General features: G+C 51.6%; 20 protein-coding genes. 16 read left to right on the top strand and 4 right to left on the bottom strand.

The genetic code is table 11. The features are described 5' to 3' along the window. Window positions 1-77 precede the first annotated feature (77 nt). The 6 genes from ACSPJT_RS05940 (at window position 78) to ACSPJT_RS05915 (ending at window position 7,170) form a co-directional block, all read left to right on the top strand. A complete protein-coding gene (locus ACSPJT_RS05940) occupies window positions 78-1,085 on the top strand; it encodes a Rieske 2Fe-2S domain-containing protein (RefSeq protein WP_435895449.1) in 1,008 nt (335 codons plus the stop codon). Beyond that, window positions 1,082-1,669, top strand: a complete 588-nt coding sequence (locus tag ACSPJT_RS05935; protein WP_435895448.1) for a hypothetical protein — start codon at window positions 1,082-1,084, stop codon at window positions 1,667-1,669. The genes ACSPJT_RS05940 and ACSPJT_RS05935 overlap by 4 nt, the downstream gene beginning before the upstream one ends. Continuing rightward, complete coding sequence (locus tag ACSPJT_RS05930) at window positions 1,659-2,363, top strand: hypothetical protein (RefSeq protein WP_435895447.1); 705 nt, start codon at window positions 1,659-1,661, stop codon at window positions 2,361-2,363. The genes ACSPJT_RS05935 and ACSPJT_RS05930 overlap by 11 nt, the downstream gene beginning before the upstream one ends. Beyond that, the gene (locus ACSPJT_RS05925) at window positions 2,360-3,784 is read left to right on the top strand and encodes a GH3 family domain-containing protein (protein WP_435895446.1); all 1,425 of its coding nucleotides are present in this window, start codon (window positions 2,360-2,362) and stop codon (window positions 3,782-3,784) included. Before ACSPJT_RS05930 ends, ACSPJT_RS05925 begins: the two co-directional genes overlap by 4 nt. Next, on the top strand, window positions 3,781-4,830 hold the full coding sequence (locus ACSPJT_RS05920; protein WP_435895445.1) for a hypothetical protein: 1,050 nt from the start codon (window positions 3,781-3,783) through the stop codon (window positions 4,828-4,830). Before ACSPJT_RS05925 ends, ACSPJT_RS05920 begins: the two co-directional genes overlap by 4 nt. A gap of 111 nt (window positions 4,831-4,941) precedes the next feature. After that, window positions 4,942-7,170, top strand: a complete 2,229-nt coding sequence (locus ACSPJT_RS05915; RefSeq protein ID WP_435895444.1) for a glycosyl hydrolase — start codon at window positions 4,942-4,944, stop codon at window positions 7,168-7,170. A gap of 58 nt (window positions 7,171-7,228) precedes the next feature. Here ACSPJT_RS05915 and fabV read toward each other — a convergent pair whose 3' ends face one another. From fabV to asnS, 3 genes are read right to left on the bottom strand one after another with little or no spacing between them, the layout of a single operon-like run. After that, a complete protein-coding gene (gene fabV / locus ACSPJT_RS05910; protein ID WP_435895443.1) occupies window positions 7,229-8,419 on the bottom strand; it encodes an enoyl-ACP reductase FabV in 1,191 nt (396 codons plus the stop codon). A 44-nt stretch (window positions 8,420-8,463) separates the two neighbouring features. After that, complete coding sequence (locus ACSPJT_RS05905) at window positions 8,464-10,287, bottom strand: hypothetical protein (protein WP_435895442.1); 1,824 nt, start codon at window positions 10,285-10,287, stop codon at window positions 8,464-8,466. A gap of 51 nt (window positions 10,288-10,338) precedes the next feature. Beyond that, window positions 10,339-11,718, bottom strand: a complete 1,380-nt coding sequence (gene asnS / locus ACSPJT_RS05900; RefSeq protein ID WP_435895441.1) for an asparagine--tRNA ligase — start codon at window positions 11,716-11,718, stop codon at window positions 10,339-10,341. Between the two features lie 150 nt (window positions 11,719-11,868). Between asnS and ACSPJT_RS05895 the strand changes: the two genes are divergently transcribed. Then, window positions 11,869-13,893: a vWA domain-containing protein gene (locus ACSPJT_RS05895; RefSeq protein WP_435895440.1), complete on the top strand. Its 2,025-nt coding sequence runs from the start codon at window positions 11,869-11,871 to the stop codon at window positions 13,891-13,893. Between the two features lie 6 nt (window positions 13,894-13,899). Here ACSPJT_RS05895 and ACSPJT_RS05890 read toward each other — a convergent pair whose 3' ends face one another. Beyond that, entirely contained in the window at window positions 13,900-14,859 is a 960-nt protein-coding gene (locus ACSPJT_RS05890) for a VPGUxxT family thioredoxin-like (seleno)protein, type 2 (protein ID WP_435895439.1), read from the bottom strand. A 101-nt stretch (window positions 14,860-14,960) separates the two neighbouring features. Between ACSPJT_RS05890 and ACSPJT_RS05885 the strand changes: the two genes are divergently transcribed. The 9 genes from ACSPJT_RS05885 to ACSPJT_RS05845 all read left to right on the top strand — a co-directional run bounded on the left by ACSPJT_RS05885 (window position 14,961) and on the right by ACSPJT_RS05845 (window position 24,174). Next, window positions 14,961-15,947, top strand: coding sequence for a 2-hydroxyacid dehydrogenase (locus ACSPJT_RS05885; protein WP_435895438.1), 987 nt, complete (start codon window positions 14,961-14,963; stop codon window positions 15,945-15,947). 74 nt (window positions 15,948-16,021) lie between these two features. After that, window positions 16,022-16,231: a 50S ribosomal protein L35 gene (gene rpmI / locus ACSPJT_RS05880; protein WP_435895437.1), complete on the top strand. Its 210-nt coding sequence runs from the start codon at window positions 16,022-16,024 to the stop codon at window positions 16,229-16,231. 151 nt (window positions 16,232-16,382) lie between these two features. Next, window positions 16,383-16,760, top strand: coding sequence for a 50S ribosomal protein L20 (gene rplT / locus ACSPJT_RS05875; protein ID WP_435895436.1), 378 nt, complete (start codon window positions 16,383-16,385; stop codon window positions 16,758-16,760). Window positions 16,761-17,027: 267 nt separating this feature from the next. Continuing rightward, complete coding sequence (locus ACSPJT_RS05870; protein WP_435895435.1) at window positions 17,028-17,450, top strand: Hsp20/alpha crystallin family protein; 423 nt, start codon at window positions 17,028-17,030, stop codon at window positions 17,448-17,450. A gap of 243 nt (window positions 17,451-17,693) precedes the next feature. Further along, a complete protein-coding gene (locus tag ACSPJT_RS05865; protein ID WP_435895434.1) occupies window positions 17,694-18,470 on the top strand; it encodes an Hsp33 family molecular chaperone HslO in 777 nt (258 codons plus the stop codon). Between the two features lie 35 nt (window positions 18,471-18,505). Continuing rightward, window positions 18,506-19,105, top strand: coding sequence for a hypothetical protein (locus ACSPJT_RS05860; protein ID WP_435895433.1), 600 nt, complete (start codon window positions 18,506-18,508; stop codon window positions 19,103-19,105). 71 nt (window positions 19,106-19,176) lie between these two features. Beyond that, entirely contained in the window at window positions 19,177-20,193 is a 1,017-nt protein-coding gene (gene pheS, locus ACSPJT_RS05855) for a phenylalanine--tRNA ligase subunit alpha (RefSeq protein ID WP_435895432.1), read from the top strand. A 98-nt stretch (window positions 20,194-20,291) separates the two neighbouring features. Then, window positions 20,292-22,727 carry a PSD1 and planctomycete cytochrome C domain-containing protein gene (locus ACSPJT_RS05850; RefSeq protein ID WP_435895431.1) on the top strand — a complete coding sequence of 812 codons (2,436 nt, stop codon included), beginning with the start codon at window positions 20,292-20,294 and terminating at the stop codon, window positions 22,725-22,727. 7 nt (window positions 22,728-22,734) lie between these two features. After that, on the top strand, window positions 22,735-24,174 hold the full coding sequence (locus tag ACSPJT_RS05845) for a DUF1501 domain-containing protein (protein ID WP_435895430.1): 1,440 nt from the start codon (window positions 22,735-22,737) through the stop codon (window positions 24,172-24,174). Window positions 24,175-24,204 lie beyond the last annotated feature (30 nt).

The raw sequence follows: 24,204 nt of genomic DNA, 5'->3' as shown, positions 1-24,204 counted from the left end.
CATATTTTATCTCAATCATCGCTTCTGTATTTTCGATGATGCAAAAATGCCGCTGTGCTGTAAATACCAAGAGGTCAATGAACGGACACTGGTACATTATTTGCAAATCCAAGCAGCTGCGCAAAAAGCCGCTGGCTCGTCAGGTGCTTGGTGAACATCTTGTGGTATTCCGAGATGCCCAAGGGCAGGCGAGCGTGCTGAAGGACCGTTGCGCACACAGGAATATGGCATTGTCACGTGGCTCGGTGACTAACAAAGGAGTCCGCTGCAGTTACCACGGCTGGACTTATGGAAGTGACGGTCGCTGCACCGATATTCCGGCATCCTGTGAGAGCTGCGAAAGCTACGCTAAGATTAAGGTGCCTGCCTATTCTGTGATCGAAAAGCAAGGGGTCGTTTGGGTCTGGATGCCCGATTCAGAGAACCCTAGCAAGCCCTATACTATGCCGTTAGATTTTCCGATGTTTGATGAAAGCGGATGGAATCACTGGTACATGGAGCGGCATTTTGAAGGTAATGCCTTTCACTGCGTTGAAAATTTCCTCGATGTGCCACACACCGCACACGTGCATCGGGGGCTGTTTCGTGGTGATGAGGAAAATGAGGTGGAGATCGAAATTACATCCGGCACCGATTGGATTCAGGCGGAGTTTATCAACGAAGGAGGCATGGACTCATGGATCGGAAAACTCCTCGTGCCTAAGGGAAGTCAGGTCTATCACACGGACAAGTTCCAGCTGCCCTACGTCACTCGCGTTGATTATCGCATGGCAGAGAATCGGCAATACATCGTGATGAGTCAATGCACTCCGATCGATGATGAGAATACCCGAGTCTACACTTACATGGCCTATCGCTTCTCTCCCTTTGGGGCATTGGTGAAAGGCGTTTTTGCCCCCTTATCGCATGTGATCTTGAATCAGGATGTTAGAATCATCCGCGAGCAGACCGAGGATTTACGCCGCACGGGAGCGCCCAAGTTTCTTTACTATGATACTGATGCCATCGCCAAAGGTATCCGCCAACTTCTCGATGGAAAATCTCTCGAAGGCAAAGATCCGGAGAGGAAAAAAATCAAGGCATGATCGACGTTCTGAAGCAATCAGCCAGCTACCTCACCATGCCGGTGATGGTGGTGTGGGCTTTGGCCATGCTCACGGCATTGCTGTGGCCGATTTATCAAAACTCAGGCAATAGACACGGCGGAAAAATCGGCATGTGGAAATCAGTCTGGCTGTTCTACGCCATTGCGCTTTGGGTGGTCCTTCCGTGGTTCTTTGTGACTCATAGTGTTCTATGGTATCAACTTGCGATCAGTATGGCTCTTCGATCGGTGATCGAGCTAATACTGTGTGGACTGAAAAAATGGCAAACCCGATACGGTGTCGCGCATGACTTCATTCATCTCATCATTGTGATTGCATGCATTCCTGTGATGCCGGCGGCTTCTAGAATTTGGCTCGGACTGACTGCTGTGGCCTTGCTCTGTGAAATCCACTTTGTAAAATGCTTCTTGGCCACAGGAGGGAAGCCTGAGGACGGTGTCTATTTTGTGCCTGATGGAGATGAATATAAGTGGTTACAGCGAAGAACTGCGTATTTGTTGGTTCCTCAGTTATTGGTATTGGCTGTGATGTTTGTTGTTCAGTTTAGAAGTCATGTTAATTAGTCGATACCAGTCGAAAGAGAATATCACTCAGGCCATGAGGCTGAGGATGTATCAGCTGATGCAGGCGAATTACGATCACGTGACACAAGAGCGTTTTCGCGATGACCTTGATGCCAAAGATGGGGCGATTATCCTATACGATGAAAACGATAGAATTCAGGGTTTCAGCACTCTGGTGTGGTATCGAGATCTGTTGGATGACTCGGATGTAGTTTTCTCAGGAGACACCATAATCGACCGGCAACATTGGGGCAGTCGCGAGCTAGTCAACGAGTTTTGCCGACTTTGCGGACAATGGGTGAAGTCCCACGACCGAACACTTCACTGGTTCTTGATCTCAAAGGGGCATCGAACTTATCAGTTTCTACCTTTGTTCTCGAAGCAGTGGCACCCGATGCCTGCCAAGCACGATCCGAAACTTGCGAATGATGCTGCTACTTGTGCACGTATTCTTTATGGCGATGCATGGTGTGAAGACAGTGGAGTCCTACGCTTTTCTGAGAATCAGGGGCAGATGAAACCTGAGGTGGCCGCCGCTACCGAACAGCGGAAGCAGAACCGCTACGTCGAGTTTTTCTGCAAACGAAATCCAGGATTCGCCAATGGGGATGAGCTGGTTTGTCTGGTGGCGATGCATGAAGAAAATCTCAGAGGAACGGCGCTGAGAGCATTCAGAAAGGGGATGATGGAATGATGAATGCAGCACGAAACTGGCTTGAGTCACTTCGACCATATGCGAGGAAGCACGAACATGCATGCTCGAACCCGTACCTCTATCAGAAAAATATTTTAAAGGAGGTTCTGTCTCAAAATTGTGAAACCGTATTTGGCGTAGATCACCAGTTTGCATCAATTTCTTCGTATGATGAATTTAAGGCCGCTGTTCCTGTTAGGAGATATCAGGATTTTGGACCATGGATGAAACGTGTCTTAGCCGGAGAGGATAATATTCTCACACGCGAGAAGGTGATTGGATTTGAGCAAACATCGGGCAGCAGTGGTGGTCGGAAGGTTATCCCCATCACGGAGTCGTTCCGAAAGGAAATGACGGTGGGCATCGCAGGCTGGATGCATCAGTGGAAACATCATTGTCCGGAGGTGTTCAGCGGGCCGGCCTACTGGTCGATTTCACCGCCTTCCCTAGACTCATCGATGACTCCCGCCGGTGTCAAAATTGGCATGGAGGATGATACTGCGTATTTCCCAGCTGAAAGTGCGCAGCATCTGGCTGGCATGCTAGTGCTGCCAAAGCAGGGCGATGATTTTTTTGCGGCCACAGCTGAAGCGCTGCTGGAGTGTCGTGACTTGGCAAGTATTTCGGTATGGAGCCCCACTTTTTTCCTGCAGTTAGATCAGGCTGTGCGGAGTGTGCAGCAAGACTTTCAAACATGGCAACAGCAATGGCCAAACTTGCAGGTGCTGAGCTGCTGGACAGATGCACAGGCTGGTGTGTGGATGAAGGATGTTAGAAGATCCCTTGGTGACGTCAGGGTGGAATCTAAAGGGCTACTGGCTACCGAGGGAGTGAGCTCTGTGCCTGATGTGAATTTGAATCAATGCGTGATGGCTGCGGGCTCACATTTAGTTGAGTTCATGAATGCCGAAGGAGATTGTGTGATGTGCGATGGTGCGAATGTAGGGGAACATTACGAAATTGTGTTGACGACGGCTGCTGGGTTATACCGTTACCGCACGATGGATCTGATGTGCATCGACGCAATCAATGGTCAGGGGCTTCCGAGTCTAACTTTCTTAGGTCGCGCTGGTAGGTGTTCCGATTTAGTGGGTGAAAAGTTGACCGAGAATTTTGTCATCGAGTGTATGCAAATAAGTGGTGCACATGGAATACTATCCGCAGAAACGAGAGGGTATCGATTTTTCACAGAGAATCAAATAGGCACGGATCAACTGGAAAAAGAGCTGTGTCAAAATCCTTACTACGCTCAGGCGGTCAAGCTCGGTCAGCTTAGGCCGATGGAGGTTAAGTTGATGAAAAAAGGGTTTCAGTTAGATATGATTGAGCGCAGAGCATTGGCCACTGGGGGGCGATTGGGAGATGTAAAAATTCCGTCGCTGCTCTTGGCTGGCGAGCGGGAAGGATGGTTTGATTTATGAAAATACGGAGAGCTACTCAGGACGACAACGAGGCAATCTGTCAATTGATGGAGTCCGTTTCCATGGGGCAATCCATCGAGCTGGTTTTCGAACGTGGGCCGGATTATTTCCTTGGGGCTGCTATCCAATCGGAACAGGTTGAGGTCTATGTGTTAGTTGATGGCGATGTCGTCGCCGGTGTCTTTTCAGTAGGTGCGCGGAGGGTCTATCTCAACGGGGAGATCAAGAATGTGCGCTACCTATGTGATCTGAGACTTCATGAAAACTCTCGGTCAGGCCTGCAGTTGGCACGTGGATATCGTTACATCCATGATCATGTGATAGCCGGTGAAGAAGTTATGCAGACCTTGATCCTTAAGGATAATCGATATGCGATCAAGATGCTCACCAGTGGTCGGGCTGGATTGCCAGAGTATCATCCGTGCGGTGAATATCTAACATGGTTCATTCCCAAGCAAAAATTAAGATCGAATCTGCAGAACGTTTCGGTTAGGTATGCCACGCCTGAGGATGTTTCTGAAATGACGCGTTATTATCATCGTGTAGCATGCGGGAAGCAGTTTGCTCCAGCCATCGACTTTGCGCTCATTGGAACCGACGAGCACTTTGCTGGATTGGAAATAGGCGATTTTCTTGTGGCTGAGAAGGCAGGTGAAATTGTTGGCATGTGTGCGCTATGGGATCAGTCGGCCATTCGTCGAGTTCGCATCAAAGCTTATCATTCGTTAATTCTTCGCTGGGGACGACGGTTCATCAATTTATTCAGTAAAATAGTTCTGCCACCAGCTGGTGAAACTATTCAGGCCGTTTACCTCTATGCGTTTTCATTTACAAGAAGCGACGTTGGTAGAGGACTACTCGCAGCGGCGTTAGATAAGATGTCAAAGGACCAGCTGCTGCTTGCTGGAATGGACTCGTCTGATTCAGACGGTAGCGTGTTCGACAGCGTAACTGCCCGCAAAGAGAAGGGGTTTCATTACCTCGTGGGATATGGTGAAGTTAACGCACCTTCCGGAACCTTCATCTTCGAAGTGGCGAGAGTCTAAAGGTGTCAGGTGGCAGCAGAACCATGAAGTGTGACTTGCTACCCGCCATCGAAAACATGCTGTCTCATATGATGCTATTAGTAAGTCCCATAGAGCGTATACCATCCATTCATGACCAAACGCAAACTATGGCCAGCCATGATTGGCATCGTGACGCTTCCCACGCTCATAGCGGCTCAATCCGTTAGCGTCGGGGCAGGGAGTTATTCCACCGTCCGTCCGCCTGAGTGCGCACCGCTGCCCACCGAGCTTTCCAAAACTTCTGCCGTCAAGGGCGCGACACCTACCAATCAGTGGTGGAGCTCCCTGGTGTGGGAAAATTACTCACAGAACCTTTTTGCGCACCCTCTGGGCATGGTTTGTCATGCTGGCGGATTAGCGGTGGCTTACCCCGGCGCGGGGATCGATGGCAAATCTGGAAACATCATGGGCGGCGCAGTTTCAAAAACCGGTGATTTCGTGATCGGCCACAGCAAGATGAGCCAATTCCCATCGAGCAAGCTGGGTGGCTATTCTTCCTGGTTTGTCACCGTTGACTTTACCGAGGCCGGATCAAATCTAACAACGACCTTCGGTCACGGCAGCCCGTTTGTGTATGGCCAGATCAAGGGCGGCGATCCGCTGGTGACATTTTCCGACAAGCCTGTGGTATGGAGTGGCAAAGAAGGTGATGCAGTGTTAGGCGTCACCGTGCGTGGCAATCACTACGGCCTATTTGGCTCCAAGGGTTCGAAGTGGACTGGGCTGGGAAGTTCAAAATTCACCAATGAAGGATCGAAAGGATACTTTTCCATCGCTCTCCTGCCTGACAAGAAAGCCGCGACCTTTTCCACTTTCCTCAAATACGCGCACAACCATGTGGTCGATACCACAGTGGCCTACAAGACCTTGAATGGTCGCTTGGAGACAACCTATTACTTCGAGACCAAGGCGATGGAAGGCTCTGGGAAAGGAACCTTGTTCGCACTCTATCCGCATCAGTGGAAGTACAGCAAAGCTTCTCTCAGCGGCCAAGAATACCGATCGGTGCGCGGTGTTATGAAATTGTCCAGTGGCAGTAGTTTCTCCACTTCCGTAGCGATCCAAGGACTGCTGCCCATGCTGCCGGCTGAAGGCATCGCTGACAACGCGCGCATGAGAGCCTATCTCACAAAAGAGGCGGCCGCCACCAAGACCACGGAATACAAGGACACCTACTGGGAAGGTAAACACCTCGGAAAGTTAGCCACGCTCAGCGGAATCGCCGGGGTGATGGGGGAGAAGGAAATGCAGGCCGTCTTTGTAGCCGAAATCCGCACCCGTCTTGAGAACTGGCTGGCCGCTTCTGAAGGCGAGACATCACCATTATTTTACTACAATAAAACATGGGGAACCTTGATAGGTAACAAGCCGTCGTATGGCAGTGATAAAGAGCTGAACGATCACCATTTCCACTACGGATATTTTATCCGCGCCGCCGCCGAGGTGGCTCGACTCGATCCTGCCTGGGCGAAAAAATGGGGTCCGATGGTGAACCTGATCATCCGCGATATCGCCTCGATTAAGAAGGACGACGAGATGTTTCCCCACCTCCGTTGTTTCGATATCTACGCCGGTCATTCCTGGGCCTCAGGGCATGCCAAGTTTGCTGATGGCAACAATCAGGAGTCGTCTTCAGAATCGATGAACGCCTGGTATGGCCTGATGCTCTGGGGTGAGGTGACGGGCGACACCGCACTGCGCGACACCGGAATTTTCCTCTACAACACCGAACGCACCGCCGTGGAGGAATACTGGTTCGATGTCTCAGGCACGAACTTTCCCAAGGACTTTCCTAACGTCGCCCTCGGCATGGTCTGGGGTGGCAAGGGGGCGTTTGCGACTTGGTTTTCCGGTGACATCGATTGCATCCACGGCATCAACTGGCTGCCATTCACCCCGGCCTCGATCTACATGGGACGCTTTCCTAACTACGTGAAAAAGAACCACGCTCGCATTGTGGAGAAACGTGAAAAAGGCAACGACTACAACAACGGCTGGGGAGATCTCGTGGTCATGTTCAACGCGCTGAACAATCCGAAGATGGCAGCGAAATACATCGATGAAAATCCGGCATGCAGTCTGGAAGGGGGCAATACCCACGCCTTCATGTATCACTGGATTCACACCTTGGATCGTCTTGGGCGAAATGACTCAGGCATCATCTCCACGCACCCCTTTACCAATGTCTATCTTAAGGACAGTAAGAAAACCTACGCGGCTTACAATTTTCAAAAACAGCCACTGCAAGTGAAGTTCTCAGATGGCTTCAGCATGACGGCGGAACCTGGCCGGCTCACAGTCAAATCCTCAGATCAATAAGCGGAAAAAAGGGAGGCGCTCCGTGATGGAACGCCTCCCTTGGGTGAAGATTGGTTTGTTAGGAAAGAGATGCCGGAGCCGTTTCCGGATCGGTTTCCGCATCGTAGTCGACACCGTCGATGCCGAAGCCGAAGAGGCGAAGGAACTCGTCTTGGTAGCCTTGGAAGTCGGCTAGGTCGGCGAAGTTTTCGTTTGAGATCTTTTTCCACGATTCGGCGACGGCGGCCTGGATGTCATCGCGCATTTCCCAGTCGTCGATGCGGATGCGGCCGGCTTCGTCGAGCTGTGGGTCATCGGCGTAAAGTCGATCTGAGAACAGGCGTTGGATTTGCTCGATGCAGCCTTCGTGCAGGCCCTTGGCTTTCATTTCCTTGTAGAGAATGGAGATGTAAAGCGGCACCACGGGGATGGCGGAGGAGGCTTGGGTGACGAGCGCTTTATTCACGGAAACGTAAGCAGAGCCGTTCAGGGCGGAGAGCTTGTCGTTAAGCTTGGCGCAGGATTTTTCCAGATCCTTCTTAGCCTGACCGATGGTGCCATCGGTGTAGATCGGCCACGTTAGCTCAGGCCCGATGTAGGAGTAGGCGACGGTTTTTACGCCGTCTGCCAGCACATCGGCATCGGCCAGTGCGTTCATCCAGAGTTCCCAGTCTTCACCGCCCATGACTTTGATGGTGTTCTCAATTTCTTCATCAGTGGCGGCACCGATGGTGACCTCGGAGACTTCGCCTTTGTCGGTGTTGAGCGTTTTGTTAGTGTATTCGCCGCCGGTGGTTTTGAGCACGGAGGAGTAGGTCTCGCCGGTGTCAGGATCGGTGCGGCGGGGAGAGGCGAGGGAGTAAACGACGAGATCGATTTTGCCCATGTCGGACTTGATGATGTCGATCGCCTGCTTTTTCAGATCGTGGGAAAAGGCGTCGCCGTTCAGTGACTTGGCGAACAGGCCTTCAGCGGCGGCGGCTTTTTCAAAAGCGGCGGTGTTGTACCAACCAGCGGATCCGGTGCGTTTTTCTGAACCAGGTTTTTCGAAGAACAGGCCGAGCGTGTTAGCGCCGGAGGAAAAGGCGGGCACGATGCGAGAGGCGAGGCCGTAGCCGGCAGAGGAACCGATCACCAACACATTCTTCGGGCCATTCTCGACCTTGGGCTGGGATTTAACGTAGTCGATTTGCTCCTGCACATTGGCCGCGCAGCCGTCGGGGTGGGAAGTGATGCAGATGAAGCCTCTAATTTTTGGGGAAACGATCATGGTTTTTTTTAGACAGGATTAACAAGATTAACAGGATTTTTTGTTTAGAAATTGGGCAGCTCTTCCTTTTCCAGAGCCTGAATGACATGGGCACGATAGGTCGACCATTGCTTGGGTTTCCAGAATTCAGTAGGAGCTTCTCCTGGTATTTTGAGAAGGGAAGCGATCTTCATGGCTGCGAAATTTTGCACCGAGAGGGTGTTGAAATGGAATCCTGCGTGGGGACCTTCCCATCGTTTGGATTTTTCAGAGACGGTACGGACTTCTTGGTCATTTAGAAATGCGGCGAGGAAGGCGAGTCGGCGACTGCGGTTTTTCCCTTCGATGTAGATGTAGTTCATCGGATTCATCATCTCCATCCGCAGGCCAATGGAGCTGGACTTTGCTTTTTCGAGGTAAGCCTTCCAGACGGTGTCGTCCTCGATTTGCATCACCACGTGAGTCAGAGCAGCTTCCTCACAAGTCCAATATGGTTTGGTCACGTCCTTTGGGAGTTTTTTGATCAATGGAAGTAGCTCAACAGTTACTGCTTCTGGGTCAAGGGTGGCGAGGTTCTGCAGCATGTAACGGCGTTCCAAGCCTTTCTGTGTGCTATACAATGTATTGAGTGCCTGGATCTTGAGTGGCTTGCTAGCTTTGCTTCCCATGATGACCGAGACGAAGGATGAGCGTTCTTTGCTCTTGGATAGTTTCTCGGCTCGGTCGAGCAGGGTGTCAGGATATTTAGTCGTTAGAATCAGGAGCGGAATGCTTGCGTCAAAGTAGTGTTTTTTATCTTTTGGCGGTTTGGAGGCAGCGAGAAAAAACTGTTTTTCATCATCGAGCTTGGTTTTCTTGAGCCATGCCTGCCAATCACGTTGGTCCCATTGCTGATGAACAGGGAATTGTGCTGATGTGAGATGAGAACCCACCATGTTACTCAGCATGGTTCGCGCAATCTGACCGAGCCGTGCGCGAGTCTCCCTTGCATTCATGATTCCAGGATTCACGCGTTTGGTGAGTTTTCGGCTGGTGGTTAGTTTAACCAGCTCAGGGATGGCAGCAGTGCCTTGTAGGTAGAGTTGATGTTGGGGCGAGCCTGCCTTGACTTCATCGAATCGTAGATTGTTCGCTGCGATCTGGAAGAGCAGGTCTTCGATGGATCCAGTTTTTGCTTTAGGAACGCGAACAGTTAGACGTAGATCGTCGAGAAACTTTTGTTGAAAGTGTTGCGCGTAGTTTTTGGGGTCTTTTGAAAACAAATTGGGGAACTCTTGTTGTAGCTTTTCTAACATCCCAAGCGCTGACTTCAGGTCGGCATCTTTGTCGAGGACATGGTAGTAATAATACCCGTATGTGATGCGAGCTAAGAGCAAGGGGTAGTTTGATTCGTAGGGTTCTGATGGCTCTTGTGTGAAAAAGCCGTCTTTGTATTCCGACTTTTTATATAAGTGGAAAAGTGACTTGGCTGTTTTGAAATCTCCGCGTCGGGCGCATTGCACTGCCACGGCAAAAGTATCGATGTGATTGCCATTGTAGGCGTAGCCTCCCAAAATGGCTTGGGGGGGTGTGGCTGTGAACGGGCGCGCGGATGGGCGGTGTTGTCTGTCGGATTCACAGAGCATTTCGCCAAAGCCGGTCATGACTTTGACGCTGCCGTTAGGATTGGTTTTGATCAAAAATCCGGCTTTGTAAATGCCGGGGTCGAGAGCCGTGGATGAGTCGCCTATCACAGTCGTCCATCCGGTATTTCCCAAAACCAGCTTTGAGCCAGCTGGTGGTTTTGGCAGCGCGTATCGATCCGCCTGTTTTGCAAGCGCTCTAAAGTCCGGCTCAGCAGCAGAGACGAGAGCTGAAGATAAAAATAGCAAAGCCAGTCCCAATTTCATCCATACACGATAGATGGAGGGATGTAGTTCTACAATCGCAATGTAGACAGCCTAAAACTCACAGCTCCCGGGAGTGCGGGCGAAGGGGATTACGTCGCGGATGTTTTTCATGCCGGTGACGAACATCAGCATGCGCTCGAAGCCCATGCCGAAGCCGGCGTGGGGGCAGGTGCCGTATTTCCGCAGATCGAGATACCACCCGTAGTCGGCTTCGTTGAGATTGTGGGCTTTCATGTTCGCCTGCAGCACGTCCATGCGTTCCTCGCGCTGGGCGCCGCCGATGATCTCGCCGATGCCGGGGACTAACACATCCATGGCGGTGACGGTTTCGCGGCCTTGGTCGTCTGGCTCGTTGGTGCGCATGTAGAAGGGTTTGACGCTTTTCGGGTAGTTGTAAACGGTGACCGGGCATTTGAAATGCTCTTCGGTGAGGTAGCGCTCGTGCTCGGACTGGAGGTTCACGCCCCACTCGACTTTGTAGTCGAATTTCTTGCCACTCTTTTCCAAAATCTCAACCGCTTCAGTGTAGGAAACGCGCTGGAAGGGTTTTTCGGAGACAAACTGGAGGCGTTCTAACAAGCCTTTGTCAACAAAGCGCGCGAAAATGTCGAGATCGCCTTCGCTGTTGTTCAAGGCGTCATCGACAAGATACTTGGTGAACTCCTCGGCGAGGTCCATGTCGCCCTCGAGATCGCAGAATGCCATCTCAGGTTCGATCATCCAGAACTCGGAGGCGTGGCGTGTGGTGTTCGAGTTTTCGGCGCGGAAGGTGGGGCCGAAGGTGTAGATGTTAGAGAGGGCTGTGGCGAATGCTTCACCTTCTAACTGACCGCTGACGGTGAGGTAGGCGGCTTTTTCGAAGAAGTCATTTTCGAATTTTTGTGCCTCAGCTTTGGAGGGATCGAGCGTGGTGACGCGGAACATTTCACCGGCGCCTTCGCAATCGGAGGCTGTGACGATGGGTGTGTGCACGTAGCTGAAGTCACGTTCGTTGAAAAAGCGGTGCACGGCCTGGGCCATGCGACTGCGCATGCGGAATACGGCGCCGTAAAGATTGGCACGCGGGCGGAGGTGGGAAATGGAACGCAGGAACTCCGGTGTGTGGCCCTTTTTCTGCAGGGGGTAGTCGGCCGGTGCCTCACCGATCAGTTCGATCTCAGTGGCGTGGATTTCCCACTTCTGCCCCTTGCCGGGTGACTCGACCAGCTTGCCAGTGATGCCGACAGCCGCTCCGGTGGTCATCTTGGGCACCTTGTCATAGCCGGGGATGCCAGCGTCTGCCACACATTGAATGTTGGCCAGACACGAGCCGTCGTTCATTTCCAAAAATGAAAACTCCTTCGAGTCGCGGCGGGTGCGCACCCAGCCTTTGATCGTGATGGTATCGAGAGGGGACTCGCTGGTGAGAGCACGTTTGATGAGCGTTCGCATGAATGGGTTTTAGGTTCGGAGCTATGGGAATCAAGATTCAAGTGAGCGATGGTTTCAAGTTTTTCGCATGAACCGGTATTTGATTCGTCTGACTTATGATTGACCGCTCTTGATGGCGTGTCTTAGGTTTATGCTCAAATATTTAACACGATGAAAAAGAATATCTACGCCCTTTTATCTACTCTCATGTTTTCCGCTGTGGCTGTTTCTGACCTTGGTGCACAGGATGAAAACAAATCCTCAACCCAGTCTGAAAAATCAGACCCAAGCTATGCCATCATCGTATTGGACGCCTCCGGAAGTATGTGGGGGCAGGTGAATGGCGAGGCGAAAATAGTCATCGCCCGCCGCGTCATTCGGAATCTTGTTTCCAAGCTGCCCGACAATGTTCATCTCGGACTCGTGGCATACGGGCATCGCAAGAAGGGCGACTGTGCAGATATCCAGTTGCTCATCGAGCCAGGAAAAGTTGACTCTGCGAAATTCGTCAAGGTAGTGAACAATCTCACTCCGAAGGGCATGACACCGCTGACTTCCGCCATTGAATTTGCCGCCGAAAATTTGGCATTCAAAGAGCAGAAGGCCAGCGTGATTTTGGTGTCAGATGGCAAGGAAACCTGCGACCGAGACCCCTGCGAGGCGGCTAAAAAACTCGAGAAGCTTGGAGTTGATTTTACCGCTCATGTGGTGGCCTTCGATCTCACTGAGGAAGATGCCAAATCGATTGCCTGCATTGCCAAAGAGACGGGAGGGAGTTTTCTAACCGCCAATGATGCAGGCACCCTAGGCGACGCATTGCAGATGGCGATCGATCAGGTAGACGAGAAGGAAGAGCCCGAGGTGAAGCTGGATCCATCAACGGTCAAAGCCCCAGCCAAAGTTCCTGCTGGCTCTGTCTTCAAGGTGGAATGGACGGGCCCTAACAATAAAGGTGACTACATCACCGTCGTTCCTAAAGATCTAAAAGACGGCAGTTATCAAAATTACAGCTACACAGTCAAAGGCAGTCCACTTGATCTAACTGCCATCATGAAGGTAGGTCCTGCAGAAGTGCGCTACATGGCTGCCAAAGGGAGCAAGGTGCTTGGCCGGACGGATATTGAAATCACCCCTGTGCAGGCAACGCTCAAGGCCGTCGACGAATGTGTTGCCGGAGCGATGGTTTCAGTCGAATGGACTGGTCCTAACAACAAAGGGGACTTCCTCACCATCGTGCCGAAAGATGCCAAGGATGGGAAGTATCTACGCTACGCCTACACCAGCGATGGTTCGACTCTGAATATTCCCGCCCCACCTGAGCCAGGTGATTGTGAAATACGCTACATGAGCGGGCAGAAATACAAGGTGTTAGGTCGTGTTGATATCAAGATGAACAAAGCCGAAACTACACTCAAGGCGGTGGCAAAATGCACCGTGGGTAATGCTGTTACGGTCGAATGGACCGGACCCAATAACAAAGGCGATTACATCACCATCGTGCCCAAAGATGCCCCTGACGGCAAGCATCTGAATTACTCCTACACCACCAAGGGATCGCCGACTACGGTTGTGGCACCGGTGGATCCGGGTGAGTGTGAGATCCGTTACATGAGCGCGCAGAAGAGCAAAGTCTTCGCCCGCCTGCCGATCACGGTGGAACCTGCCAAGGTGATTCTAAAAGCCCACGATCAAGCCGTGGCCGGATCGATGGTACTGATCGATTGGTCAGGTCCAGCTAACAAGCGGGACTACATCACCATCGTTCCGAAGGATGCCGAGGACGGTAAGTTTCTCCGTTACAATTACATCGATAAAGGTAGCCCGATGAAAGTCATGGCTCCCATCACCGACGGCATGTGCGAAATACGCTACATGAGTGCCTCTCGAGGCCGAGTATATGCTCGCCGAGACATCATGATCAATGCTGCGAAAATCACCATCGAGGCACCCAAGCAAGGGGTCGCAGGAGAAAAAATCACCCTGAAATGGACCGGGCCGGATAACCACATGGACTTCATCACCATCGTGCCTGCCAACACTCCTGAAAAGAAATACAAGAAATACATCTACACTAGCAAGAAATCACCGCAGCCCTTCATGCTGCCCGATGAGGCAGGGGAATATGAAATCCGCTACTTGGCCGGACAGACCCGTGAAACGCTACACCGGGTTCCGATCAAGGTTGTCAGCGAGTAGGTCGGTTCACCTGGCTATCTTCTGCCGCTGTTTTACGGTCAGATATTCTAGTGCCTTTTTCGGCTGAGTGCGGCAGAATGCGTTCACCTTGCAAGCCTGAGCTGGCGATAGCTTGAGCTGGGCAAAAGCGGTGCCGGGAATCTGGCGGTTCTGGTCGGAGGCTTTGGCTTTTCGGTAGTCCTTCCCTAGGGTCTTTGGATTTTTCACCAGGCCGCCGATTTCTTTGATCTGGCTAGTAGTTGTGACGTAGACGCTGTTAGCCACATTGAATTTCTGGGCTTGCCTGACTAGTTCTCGCAGCGAAATGGTTTTCTTGTGGTAAGTGACCAGAGTGACTTCATGGCCGTCAAAAAATCCTGCTTCAGTCTCCACCACTCCATCCAGAGTTCCCAGCTTGGCCTCGCCAGTCCAGAAGCAGTGACAGGAAAAGGCGACTTTCTCCAGGTTGCGGGTATCTGTAGAGAGTTGAAGTAGCTGCAGAGCTTTAGGCACCGGCTTCTTGGCTTTGACCAACGCATCGGCCATACGCTGGCTGAGTTCGGCTCGGGTATTGACCTGATCTTTGCGTGGGATGATGTCGCGTCCTTTGCTGTCGAGGAAGCGTATCACTTGATAGTTCCACGCAGGCTCTTTGTATTTCTTCAAAATCTCTGCGTCCTTTCCGCCTTTGTTGTTATGAATGAGCAAGGGAACGAAGTTGTTTTCCACGGCGTCCATAATGATGGTGTCGGTCATGACCTCCTTACCAAATTTCTGACAGCCGGCACACCCGGGAACTTCTTGGAAGAAGGCGAAGACTGGTTTCCCTGACTTTTTGGCCAGTTCCATGGCGGTATCATGGTCGCGCAAGAATTCAGCTGGTCCTGTTTCCACCGTAGCCATTGAGTTAGAGCATAGTGAAAGCAGTGGCAGGAACCCGATGACTAGGAGTCCGAGCAACAGTAACGTTTTGATTTTCCTGTGCATGTCTATGTGAGATGTGAAACGCCGGTTCATTATTCCGTCTTAATTTACCATCGCATGAGCTTGGTGCTTGTTGTTGTGCCTTGGAATGCTTGATTTGAAGTATGAAAGTCGCCGTTTTCTCAACTCAACCTCACGACCGTCAATTTCTTCAGGCCGAGGAGAATTCTCACGAGTGGGTTTTCTTCGAGAACCATCTGCGTGAAGCCACTGCCTCCCTTGCGGAGGGCTGCGACGCGGTGTGTGTGTTCGTCAATGACGACCTCTCGGAGAGCTGTTTGAAAAAGCTCCACGAGCTGGGAATCAGGCTGATTGCCCTGCGATGCGCGGGCTTCAATAACGTCGACTTACCGGCGGCCAAGGAGCTCGGCCTCACTGTGTTGCGCGTTCCGGAGTATTCGCCCTATGCCGTGGCGGAACATACCTTGGCGCTTCTGCTGGCATTGAATCGGCATATTCATAAAGCCTACACACGAGTCCGCGATGGGAATTTCTCGCTCAACGGCCTGATGGGCTTTGACCTGCGGGGGAAAACTGTGGGTGTGATCGGTGTCGGTAAAATCGGAAGTGTATTCTGTGATCTCCTGTCTGGATTTGGGGTCAAGCTGCTCGCTTACGATCCCACCCAAGAAGCCGGCACCGAGGTAGACGGTCTCCGTTTTACTGACTTGGATACTATTTTCTCTGAGTCGGATGTGATTTCCCTTCATTGCCCGCTCACGCCAGAGACGCATCATGTGATTGATGCGGAGTCATTGGCGAAGTGCAAAGACGGGCTCTATCTGGTGAATACCTCGCGTGGTGGCTTGGTCGATGCCGATGCTGCTATCCAGTCGCTGAAGTCCGGAAAACTCGGAGGCTTGGCTCTGGATGTCTATGAGGAGGAGGCAGGTTTGTTTTTCGAAGATTGTTCAGACGATATCATCGGGGATGATATCTTGATGCGCCTTACCACCTTCCCAAACGTGCTGCTGACCTCGCACCAAGCCTTTTTCACACATGAGGCTGTCAGTGAAATCGCCAGAGTCACCCACGACAATCTGGATGTGTTCGAGCAGGGCGGGGACTACTCAGGGACCGAGGTTTCGTGAAAAAGAGGAATATCTGCAGAAAAGCGCAAAAATCCCCTTGCAATCGGATTGGTTATCGCTAGGTTCCGCGCCCCATGGCCAAATCGAAAGGTACAGCAAAAACCCGGAAGGCCGTCGCCAAACGATTCAAGGTGACGGGCACAGGGAAGATTCTGCGCCGGAAGCAGGGCAAACGCCACATTCTTACTAAGAAGAACCAGAAGCGGAAACGCAACCTGGGTAAGGCAGCTCTCGTATCCGATGCAGACTTGAAAGCCGTAAGGGCTTCTCTTCCTTTTGCCTAGTCAGCAAGAATCGGCGTCGCCAACGCCAACCGCTCGCATCACGAGCGGCCTCTACGCAGCCTTCTCGGCTCACTATCAAAAGTAAACCGAGACCGAATGGACGAGACTGCGGGAGGTGTGAAAATAACCGTCCGTTCTACAACAAAGAAACATGCCAAGAGCAACCAATAGCCCAGCCAGCCGCAAACGCCGGAAGCGCGTTCTCAAACGTGCCAAAGGTTTCCGTGGCTTCCGCTCCAAACTCTATAAGTATGCCAAGGACGCTGTCCGCAAAGCGCAGACTTATGAGTATCGCGACCGCAAGAAGCGCAAGGGGCAGTTCCGCCGTCTGTGGATCCAGCGTATCAGCGCAGGAACCCGTGCACAGGACCTGACCTACTCACGTTTCATCGAAGGAATGAAAGCCGCCAACATCGAAGTCGACCGCAAGATCCTTGCCGACCTCGCTGTGCACGACATCGATACTTTCAACAGTATCGTCGCGCAGGCCAAAGCCGCCCTCGATAACAAGGCGACCGCAGCTGCTTAATTCGATTAAGTAAAAGCAAACCATCAACAACGGCCACCAGGGTTTTCCCCGGTGGCCGTTTTTTTGTGCCAATTTTCAAGACTTCCTATTAAACGGGACAAAATGGCGTGACATATTGTCGTTATTTGTGCCAACTAGCCATTATGTCGCGGCTGGTTATGGAGGTGGAATTATCATAAGTTGCCTATATTGAAGGTTTTGTGTGAGTTTTGTTCTTTGGCATACAGCTTGCAATTATGTCGGTGTAACAAACAAACCATTATGAACATGATTAACCATTACCCAATTAACAACCGCCTCTTCTCTGAACTCGATCGCTTTGTCACCCAGGCCTTTGGTCAGGGCGAACGCACAAGCTGCGAAACCGGCGAGTGCTCGCTCAGCGAATGCTCAGAGGAGACCAAAGCTGAAAACGCTGAAGACAGCACCTCTAACGGCTGGAAACTCCGCCTGGAGTTACCCGGATTCAAAAAAGACGAAGTCAAGCTGAGCGTCGATGAGGATTTCCTCTTGATCACCGCTGAGACTTCCGATGAATCACGTGATTTCCTAAGCAAAGTAGAACGCCGTGTGAGAATCTCTGACGAGGTGGATACCGACAAAATTGAAGCCCGACTCGAAGACGGACTTCTTTATCTGGAAATTCCACGTCGAGTGAAAGCCGAGCCTAAGAGCATCGTAATTAACTAACGTGCGGGGTGGGAGTAATGTGTCCGCCGAAGGATGGCGGACACCTAACCATCCCTTCTCGCCACTCAATTTTTTCATGTGTTTTTTCATTGTGTAGGTATGTCAGGCTCGTCGGCTTCGGTCGGCGGGCCTGAACATTTTTTCCGTGGATAACTCTGCCTAAGATGGCTTGGCAAGAACCCTGCCTCAGTCTATGACGGCGCAGCGGTCTTCCCTTTTTTGATCCGAACCGAATACTTTTATATGTCCGAGGAATCCATGCAACCTGTCGCCGACTCCACCAAGGTAGAGTCGATTTTCGTGCGTCACCGGAACTGTCTGTTACTGCGAGCTCAGTTCACACCGATCTTTACAGACTACTACCTTCACCTGATGGAGAGTAAGCAGCGTTACGATAATGACTTGGATGCCACTTTGAAGGATCTGCTCGCTGTTCTCACCCTCCACCTCACTGCTAGACCATGGGCGGAAACCATCGCATGGACCGTCAATCTGCGAGCTCCCAGAGTGAATTATTTCGCCACTGGCAGTAGCACTTTTGAAAACATCACCGGTCGCTTGTTTACCAAAGACGTACGCGAGCCCGACCGGAACTTGTTATACAGCCAAACCAGCGTCGCGGGTAAACAGCCGAGCGTCACAACCGTCGATCTTGAAACCAATGACGCATTGGAATGGATCGAGCACTACTACAAGCAGAGCGAACAACGTCCGGCGAAATGTTTCCGTCTGGACGATGAGAACTACGTCTTGATCGCCGCCCAACCAGGCTACGATGAAGAATGGTTCGATGAACTCGATGCCGCCAAGGCCGCATCGATCAGCGAGGACGAGGAAACCAAAGTTCTGGAAACCCGCAAATACCGCTTCAACTGCGGTTGCAGCAAGGAACGCATTCTGCCCACGCTTAGTTCATGGAAAGACCGCAAGGAGGACCTCTTTCAAGGAGACGATATCATCAAAGTGAACTGCCCCCGCTGCGGTGCCAGCTATGAGGTGACAAAAGAGGATTTGGGCTAGCTTGACCTCAGCGGCCACCGCTTCTAACCTTAGGTATGAAGAAATGCCTGCCGTGCCTGATCTTGTTACTGCCTATTTTGGCTGCGTGTTCAAATGTTCGCAGTAAGCAACCGGTGGGTAAAAATCCCGTCAATTTGTCAGTGCAAGCAGACCAGATTGCCTGGCAGAGCATTGCCGGCGACTGGGTAAATGCGGACGGTGAGGTGACCCAAGTCAAAATCGTTGATGGCAAGAAGGGGCTTGTTCACTTCCAAGGTGCTGGCGAGGATGATCAACCTCAACCGGTGACATTCCGGCAAACTGGCGACACATTTTTCCTTAATTTCACCGATCAGGAAGGTGTGGGTGAATACCACTGGATGATGCTTAAGGCCAATAATGAAATGACCGAGCTGATCTTCTGGGACCCTGATACAGAGAAATTCCGCGAGCTGATCGCTGAGAAAAAAATCAAAGGCGTCAATGACCCTTTGGAAAAAAGGAACGAGCAAGGTCAGCTGGTCAAACATTACACGCCAGGTGCTCTGATCGACGATCCCACAGGTTCATGGGTCACCGATATGATTGCGGGCAAGTTTGGTGTGCTGGTGGATTGGAAAAATCCCACAGTGCTTCGTAAAAAGGTCGGTTATTAGCCACTGAGGCGGCGTATTTCATGACTTCCGCATTTACATCACAGCGGAATTCCCTACACCAATGCCCGCCCATGAAGCAGGAAATCGAAACCATCCAGACTGACGCTCTCGCCGCGATTGACGCTGCGGGTGATGAAAAATCCCTCGACGATGCCCGCGTGGCATTTCTCGGGAAAAAAGGACGTCTCACCGTTGCCTCAGCCGGCATGAAGGATCTCTCCAAAGAGGACAAACCAGTGGTCGGTCAGTTACTCAACGTGGCCCGTCAGGCAATCACATCGGCCATCGAGACCAAGCAGACCGCTCTCGCGGATGAGGCAGATAAGAAGTCAGTCCAAGGTATCGACCTCACCCTTCCAGCTCGCTCACTTCCAGTCGGAGCCCTGCACCCGATCACTCAGGTCAAGGACTCCGCGATCCAGACGCTTCGCCGCATGGGCTTTGCCTTAGCGGAAGGGCCGGAAATCGAAGATGAGTTCCATTGCTTCGATGCTCTCAACACTCCGGAAGATCACCCAGCTCGCAACGAGAAAGACACGTTCTATTTCGACAGCGGAAAACTCCTCCGAACCCACACCTCCAGCGTGCAAATCCGCACCATGGAAAAAGCCACGCCGCCCGTGCGAATTATCGCTCCCGGCTCTGCTTACCGTCGTGATGAAATCGATGCCACCCATCTCTCTGTGTTCAATCAGTTAGAAGGCCTTTACGTCGATACCGATGTCAAACTTGGCGACCTCAAAGGCACTCTCGAGTTTTTCCTGCGCAGCATGTTCGGTGACGATACCGAAGTCCGCTTCCGCCCGCATTTCTTCCCGTTCACAGAGCCAAGTTTCGAGATCGACATCAAACTCCACGCCAAAGGCCAAGAGCCGAAGTGGATCGAGATCGCAGGCTGCGGCATGGTGGATCCCGCTGTTTTCGAATCACTCTGCGAGACCCGCGGCGATGATGTTTTCAGCCCGGACAAAGTCACCGGTTTTGCCTTCGGCATGGGCATCGACCGCTTGGCGATGATCAAGTGGGGGATCAAAGATATCCGCCTGCTGATTGAAAACGACGTGCGTTTTCTGAAACAGTTTGCGTAGGCAGACTGTCTCATTTGGCTGGATAGGTTCAGGCTAAGTTTGCAATTTCCCGGGAAATTGTAAATATGACGAGTGCAGCCACGTATTTTTCGTCACACATGAACCAGCCAAAGCAATACCCTTCCTTGATCTCGGTTTTTGGTGTCTTTGTGCTGATTCTAACAGGCTTCGCCACGGCAAAGGAGCTTTCCTTTAATCGTGACGTCAGACCCATTCTCTCTGATCGTTGTTTCGCCTGTCACGGTTTCGATTCCCATGAACGAAAGGGCAATCTGCGGCTAGATCAACCCAGTGGCGCGGATGGTTCCTACCGCACGCACGAAGGTTCTACAGCCATCGTTCCTGGGTCACTTGAAAAGAGCGATGTGTGGAAACGGATCATTAGTTCCGACGAGAAAGAGGTCATGCCTCCGCCAGATTCACACAAAAAAATACTTTCCAAAAGTGAGCAGGAAATCATCAAACAGTGGATTCTTCAGGGAGCGAAATACGAAAAGTTCTGGGCATTTGTGCCCCCGCAATTAACGGAAAGCCCTGCGGTGAAAAACCGTGAGTGGAGTGACCAAACCATCGATTTTCATATTCTTCACCGACTCGAAGAAGAGGGTCTCAAACCATCTCCCGAAGCTGATAAACGCACCTTGATCCGCCGCCTAAGTTTCGATCTAACAGGGCTGCCTCCGACTCTTGAGCAGATTAAAGCATTTGTAAATGACCAGCGCCCGAACGCCTATGAGCTACTTGTTGATGATCTCATGGCTAGGCCAGCTTACGGCGAGCACATGACCCGCTACTGGCTGGATCTCGTGCGCTTTGCCGATACCAATGGCATGCATAAAGATTTCTACCGGAACAACGTAGCCTACCGAGATTGGGTGATTCGCGCCTTTAACGATAATCTCGGCTACGATGACTTTTTACGCTATCAACTGGCGGGTGACCTGATTCCGAATGCTGGAAATGATGCTCTGGTGGCCTCAGGTTTCAATCGGCTGCATCTCATCATCGATAAGGGCACTGCGTTGCCAGAGGAGAGCCATTTTAAGAACGTGCTGGATCGGGTCACCGCAGTTGGAACGGCGTTCATGGGACTCACTGTGCAGTGCGCGCAGTGCCATGATCACAAGTATGATCCCATCACCCAGAAAGATTTTTATTCCCTCTACGCCTTTTTCAATAATATCGATGCCCCACCGGAAACGGTATCAGGATCAGGAGAAAAAAATGGACTGCAAGCGCCATTCATCGCGTTAGCAACTCCGCAGCAGAAGCAGAAACTTGCCGAGTGGGATCTACAAATCGCAGCTCTGACCAAGGAGATAAATACAGCCAAGACCGCAGCAGCAAAGACTACGGAGACAGCAGAAAAAGAAGCTCTCACCCAAGAGGCCCAAGATGCTGCAGCGAAATTGTCCAAGCTTCGTAAGCAGCGAGACACCTTGGATCAATCGATTCCAAAGGCGATGGTCTCTAAGGAACGGAAGGAAATCCGTCCCACTTTCGTCATGGAACGTGGTCAGTATGATGCTCCTGGTGCGCAAGTACAGCGTGGCACCCCAGCCTTTTTGCCACCTCTCAAAAAGAAGGGCGAAGTCGCATCGCGCCTAGACTTGGCGGATTGGTTTGTCGATCCCAAGCATCCTCTAACAGCGCGTGTTGGTGTGAACCGTTTCTGGCAACAATTTTTCGGAGTCGGTCTCGTTAAGACATCGGAGGACCTCGGTGCCCAAGGGCAGGTTCCAAGTCATCCAGAGTTATTAGATTACCTTGCCGTTTCCTTTGTCAAATCCGGATGGGATGTCAAAGCACTGGTGAAGCAAATCGTCATGTCCAAGACCTACCGGCAGTCATCGATAGCTTCTCCGGAGGAATATAGAAAAGACAAAGAAAACCGCCTGCTTGCTCGCGGCTCACGGTTTAGAATGGATGCTGAAATGATCCGCGATCAAATTCTCGCCACCAGCGGGCTGATCTCCAGAGACATGTATGGCAGAAGTGTGAAGCCCCCGCAGCCCGATGGACTCTGGAGAGCTGTCTCAATGACCAATCAGCGCTTCAAGCCGGACACAGGAGACTCCATTTACCGCCGCAGTGTCTATACCTTCTGGAAACGAGCCATGCCTCCACCGCAGATGACTATTCTGAACTCTCCCATCCGTGACGCATGTATCTCTCGCCGTGAACGCACCAACACGTCCACTCAGGCACTTTTACTACTGAACGAGAGCGAATACATGAAGGCTGCCCGGAAGCTGGCCGCAGATGCGATCGCCCATGAAAATTTTTCAGAACAACAGACGCTCGATTTCATTTATGAAACTGTCACCTCCAAGCTCCCCGATGATTCAGAGAGGCAAAAACTCTTGAAGCTATTGAAGGACCTTGAAGTGATCTACCAAGCGAACACATCCTTAGCCGATAAACTCTGCCAAGGGCTCAAGCTTCCGGATACTCAATCCAAGGTGAAGCTCTCTGCGTGGACCGTCATCGTGAACACAGTTTATAATTTGGACATCACCAAAACCCGAGAATAAACCTATTATGGAAAATAGCTTCACTGAGTCACCCTTAAGCAAGTCACGCCGCCAGTTTTTGCTGAACACTGGCATGGGGTTGGGTTCAGCTGCCTTGGCGTCACTGGTTCCGCAAGTTGGCGCTGCCACGGGTAGATCCGGCTGCCACCACAGGCCTCGTGCCAAGCGAGTAATATTCCTTTTTATGGCTGGCGCTCCCAGCCAGCTCGATCTGTTCGATTATAAACCTGATCTGCACAAACTTTTCAAAACAGAGCTGCCCAAGTCAATCAGCCAAGGGCAGCGCGTGACAGCAATGACGAAGGGGCAAAAGCAACTCGTCGTGCCATCCAAATTCAAGTTCAGCCAGCAGGGGAAAAGTGGACTCTGGATGAGCGAATTACTCCCGCACCTCTCGACCGTTGCAGATGATCTCTGCATGATCCACTCGCTAAATACCAATGCGATCAATCATGATCCTGGTAAGACTTCTTTCTGCACCGGTTCAGAAATCCCCGGTAAACCCAGCATGGGTTCATGGCTGAGTTACGGTCTCGGTTCTCTGAATAAAAACCTGCCGGATTATGTCGTCATGCCCTCCGCACGATGGAGTGGAAAGGTGAATGTCCAAGCCCTCTACGCGCGTCTCTGGGGCAGCGGATTCCTGCCATCGCAACATCAGGGAACGTCCTTCCAGAGCACTGGCGATCCAGTGCTGTTTCTATCAAACCCAACGGGGGTAAGTGCCTCAGTAAGGCGCAGAATGTTAGATACGCTCGATGAAGTAAATCGAAAGCACTTTTCCGAGGTAGGAGATCCTGAAATACAGACCACCATCAGCCAGCAGGAAATGGCGTTCCGTATGCAAAGCTCCGTCCCCGAACTGACCGATGTTTCTAAAGAGCCTAAGGAGGTGTTAGAGATGTATGGCCCAGAGGTGAATAAACCAGGATCTTACGCGAGTAACTGTCTGTTAGCACGCCGCATGGCCGAGCGCGATGTCCGTTTTATACAACTCTTCCACCGTGGCTGGGATCACCACACTCGACTGCCTGAAAATATTCAGGGGCAGTGCAATGATGTCGATCAGGCGACCACGGGTTTACTCAAAGATCTTAAAATGCGAGGTCTGTTAGAAGATACCCTCGTCGTCTTCGCTGGGGAATTTGGACGGACAGTTTACGGCCAAGGAAACATCACTCCTGAAAACTACGGACGCGATCACCATCCACGCTGTTTCTCTGGCTGGATGGCTGGAGGTGGTGTGAAGGGCGGTATGAGCTTCGGTAAAACAGATGACTTCAGCTACAACGTCGTTGAGGACCCAGTGCATGTCCGCGATCTCCATGCGACCATGCTGCATCTACTAGGCCTTGACCATAACCGCCTGATCTTCCCTCACCAAGGACTTGACCAAAAGCTCACAGGAGTGGATCCAGCGAGAGTGGTGAAAGAGATCATCGCGTAATTTTTGCCAAAACGGAGTATGGTTTCTCGG

Origin of the sequence: Oceaniferula spumae (genome assembly GCF_042849255.1) — a bacterium.
Lineage (GTDB): Bacteria > Verrucomicrobiota > Verrucomicrobiia > Verrucomicrobiales > Akkermansiaceae > Oceaniferula > Oceaniferula spumae.
This window is presented reverse-complemented; position numbering and strand designations above follow the sequence as displayed.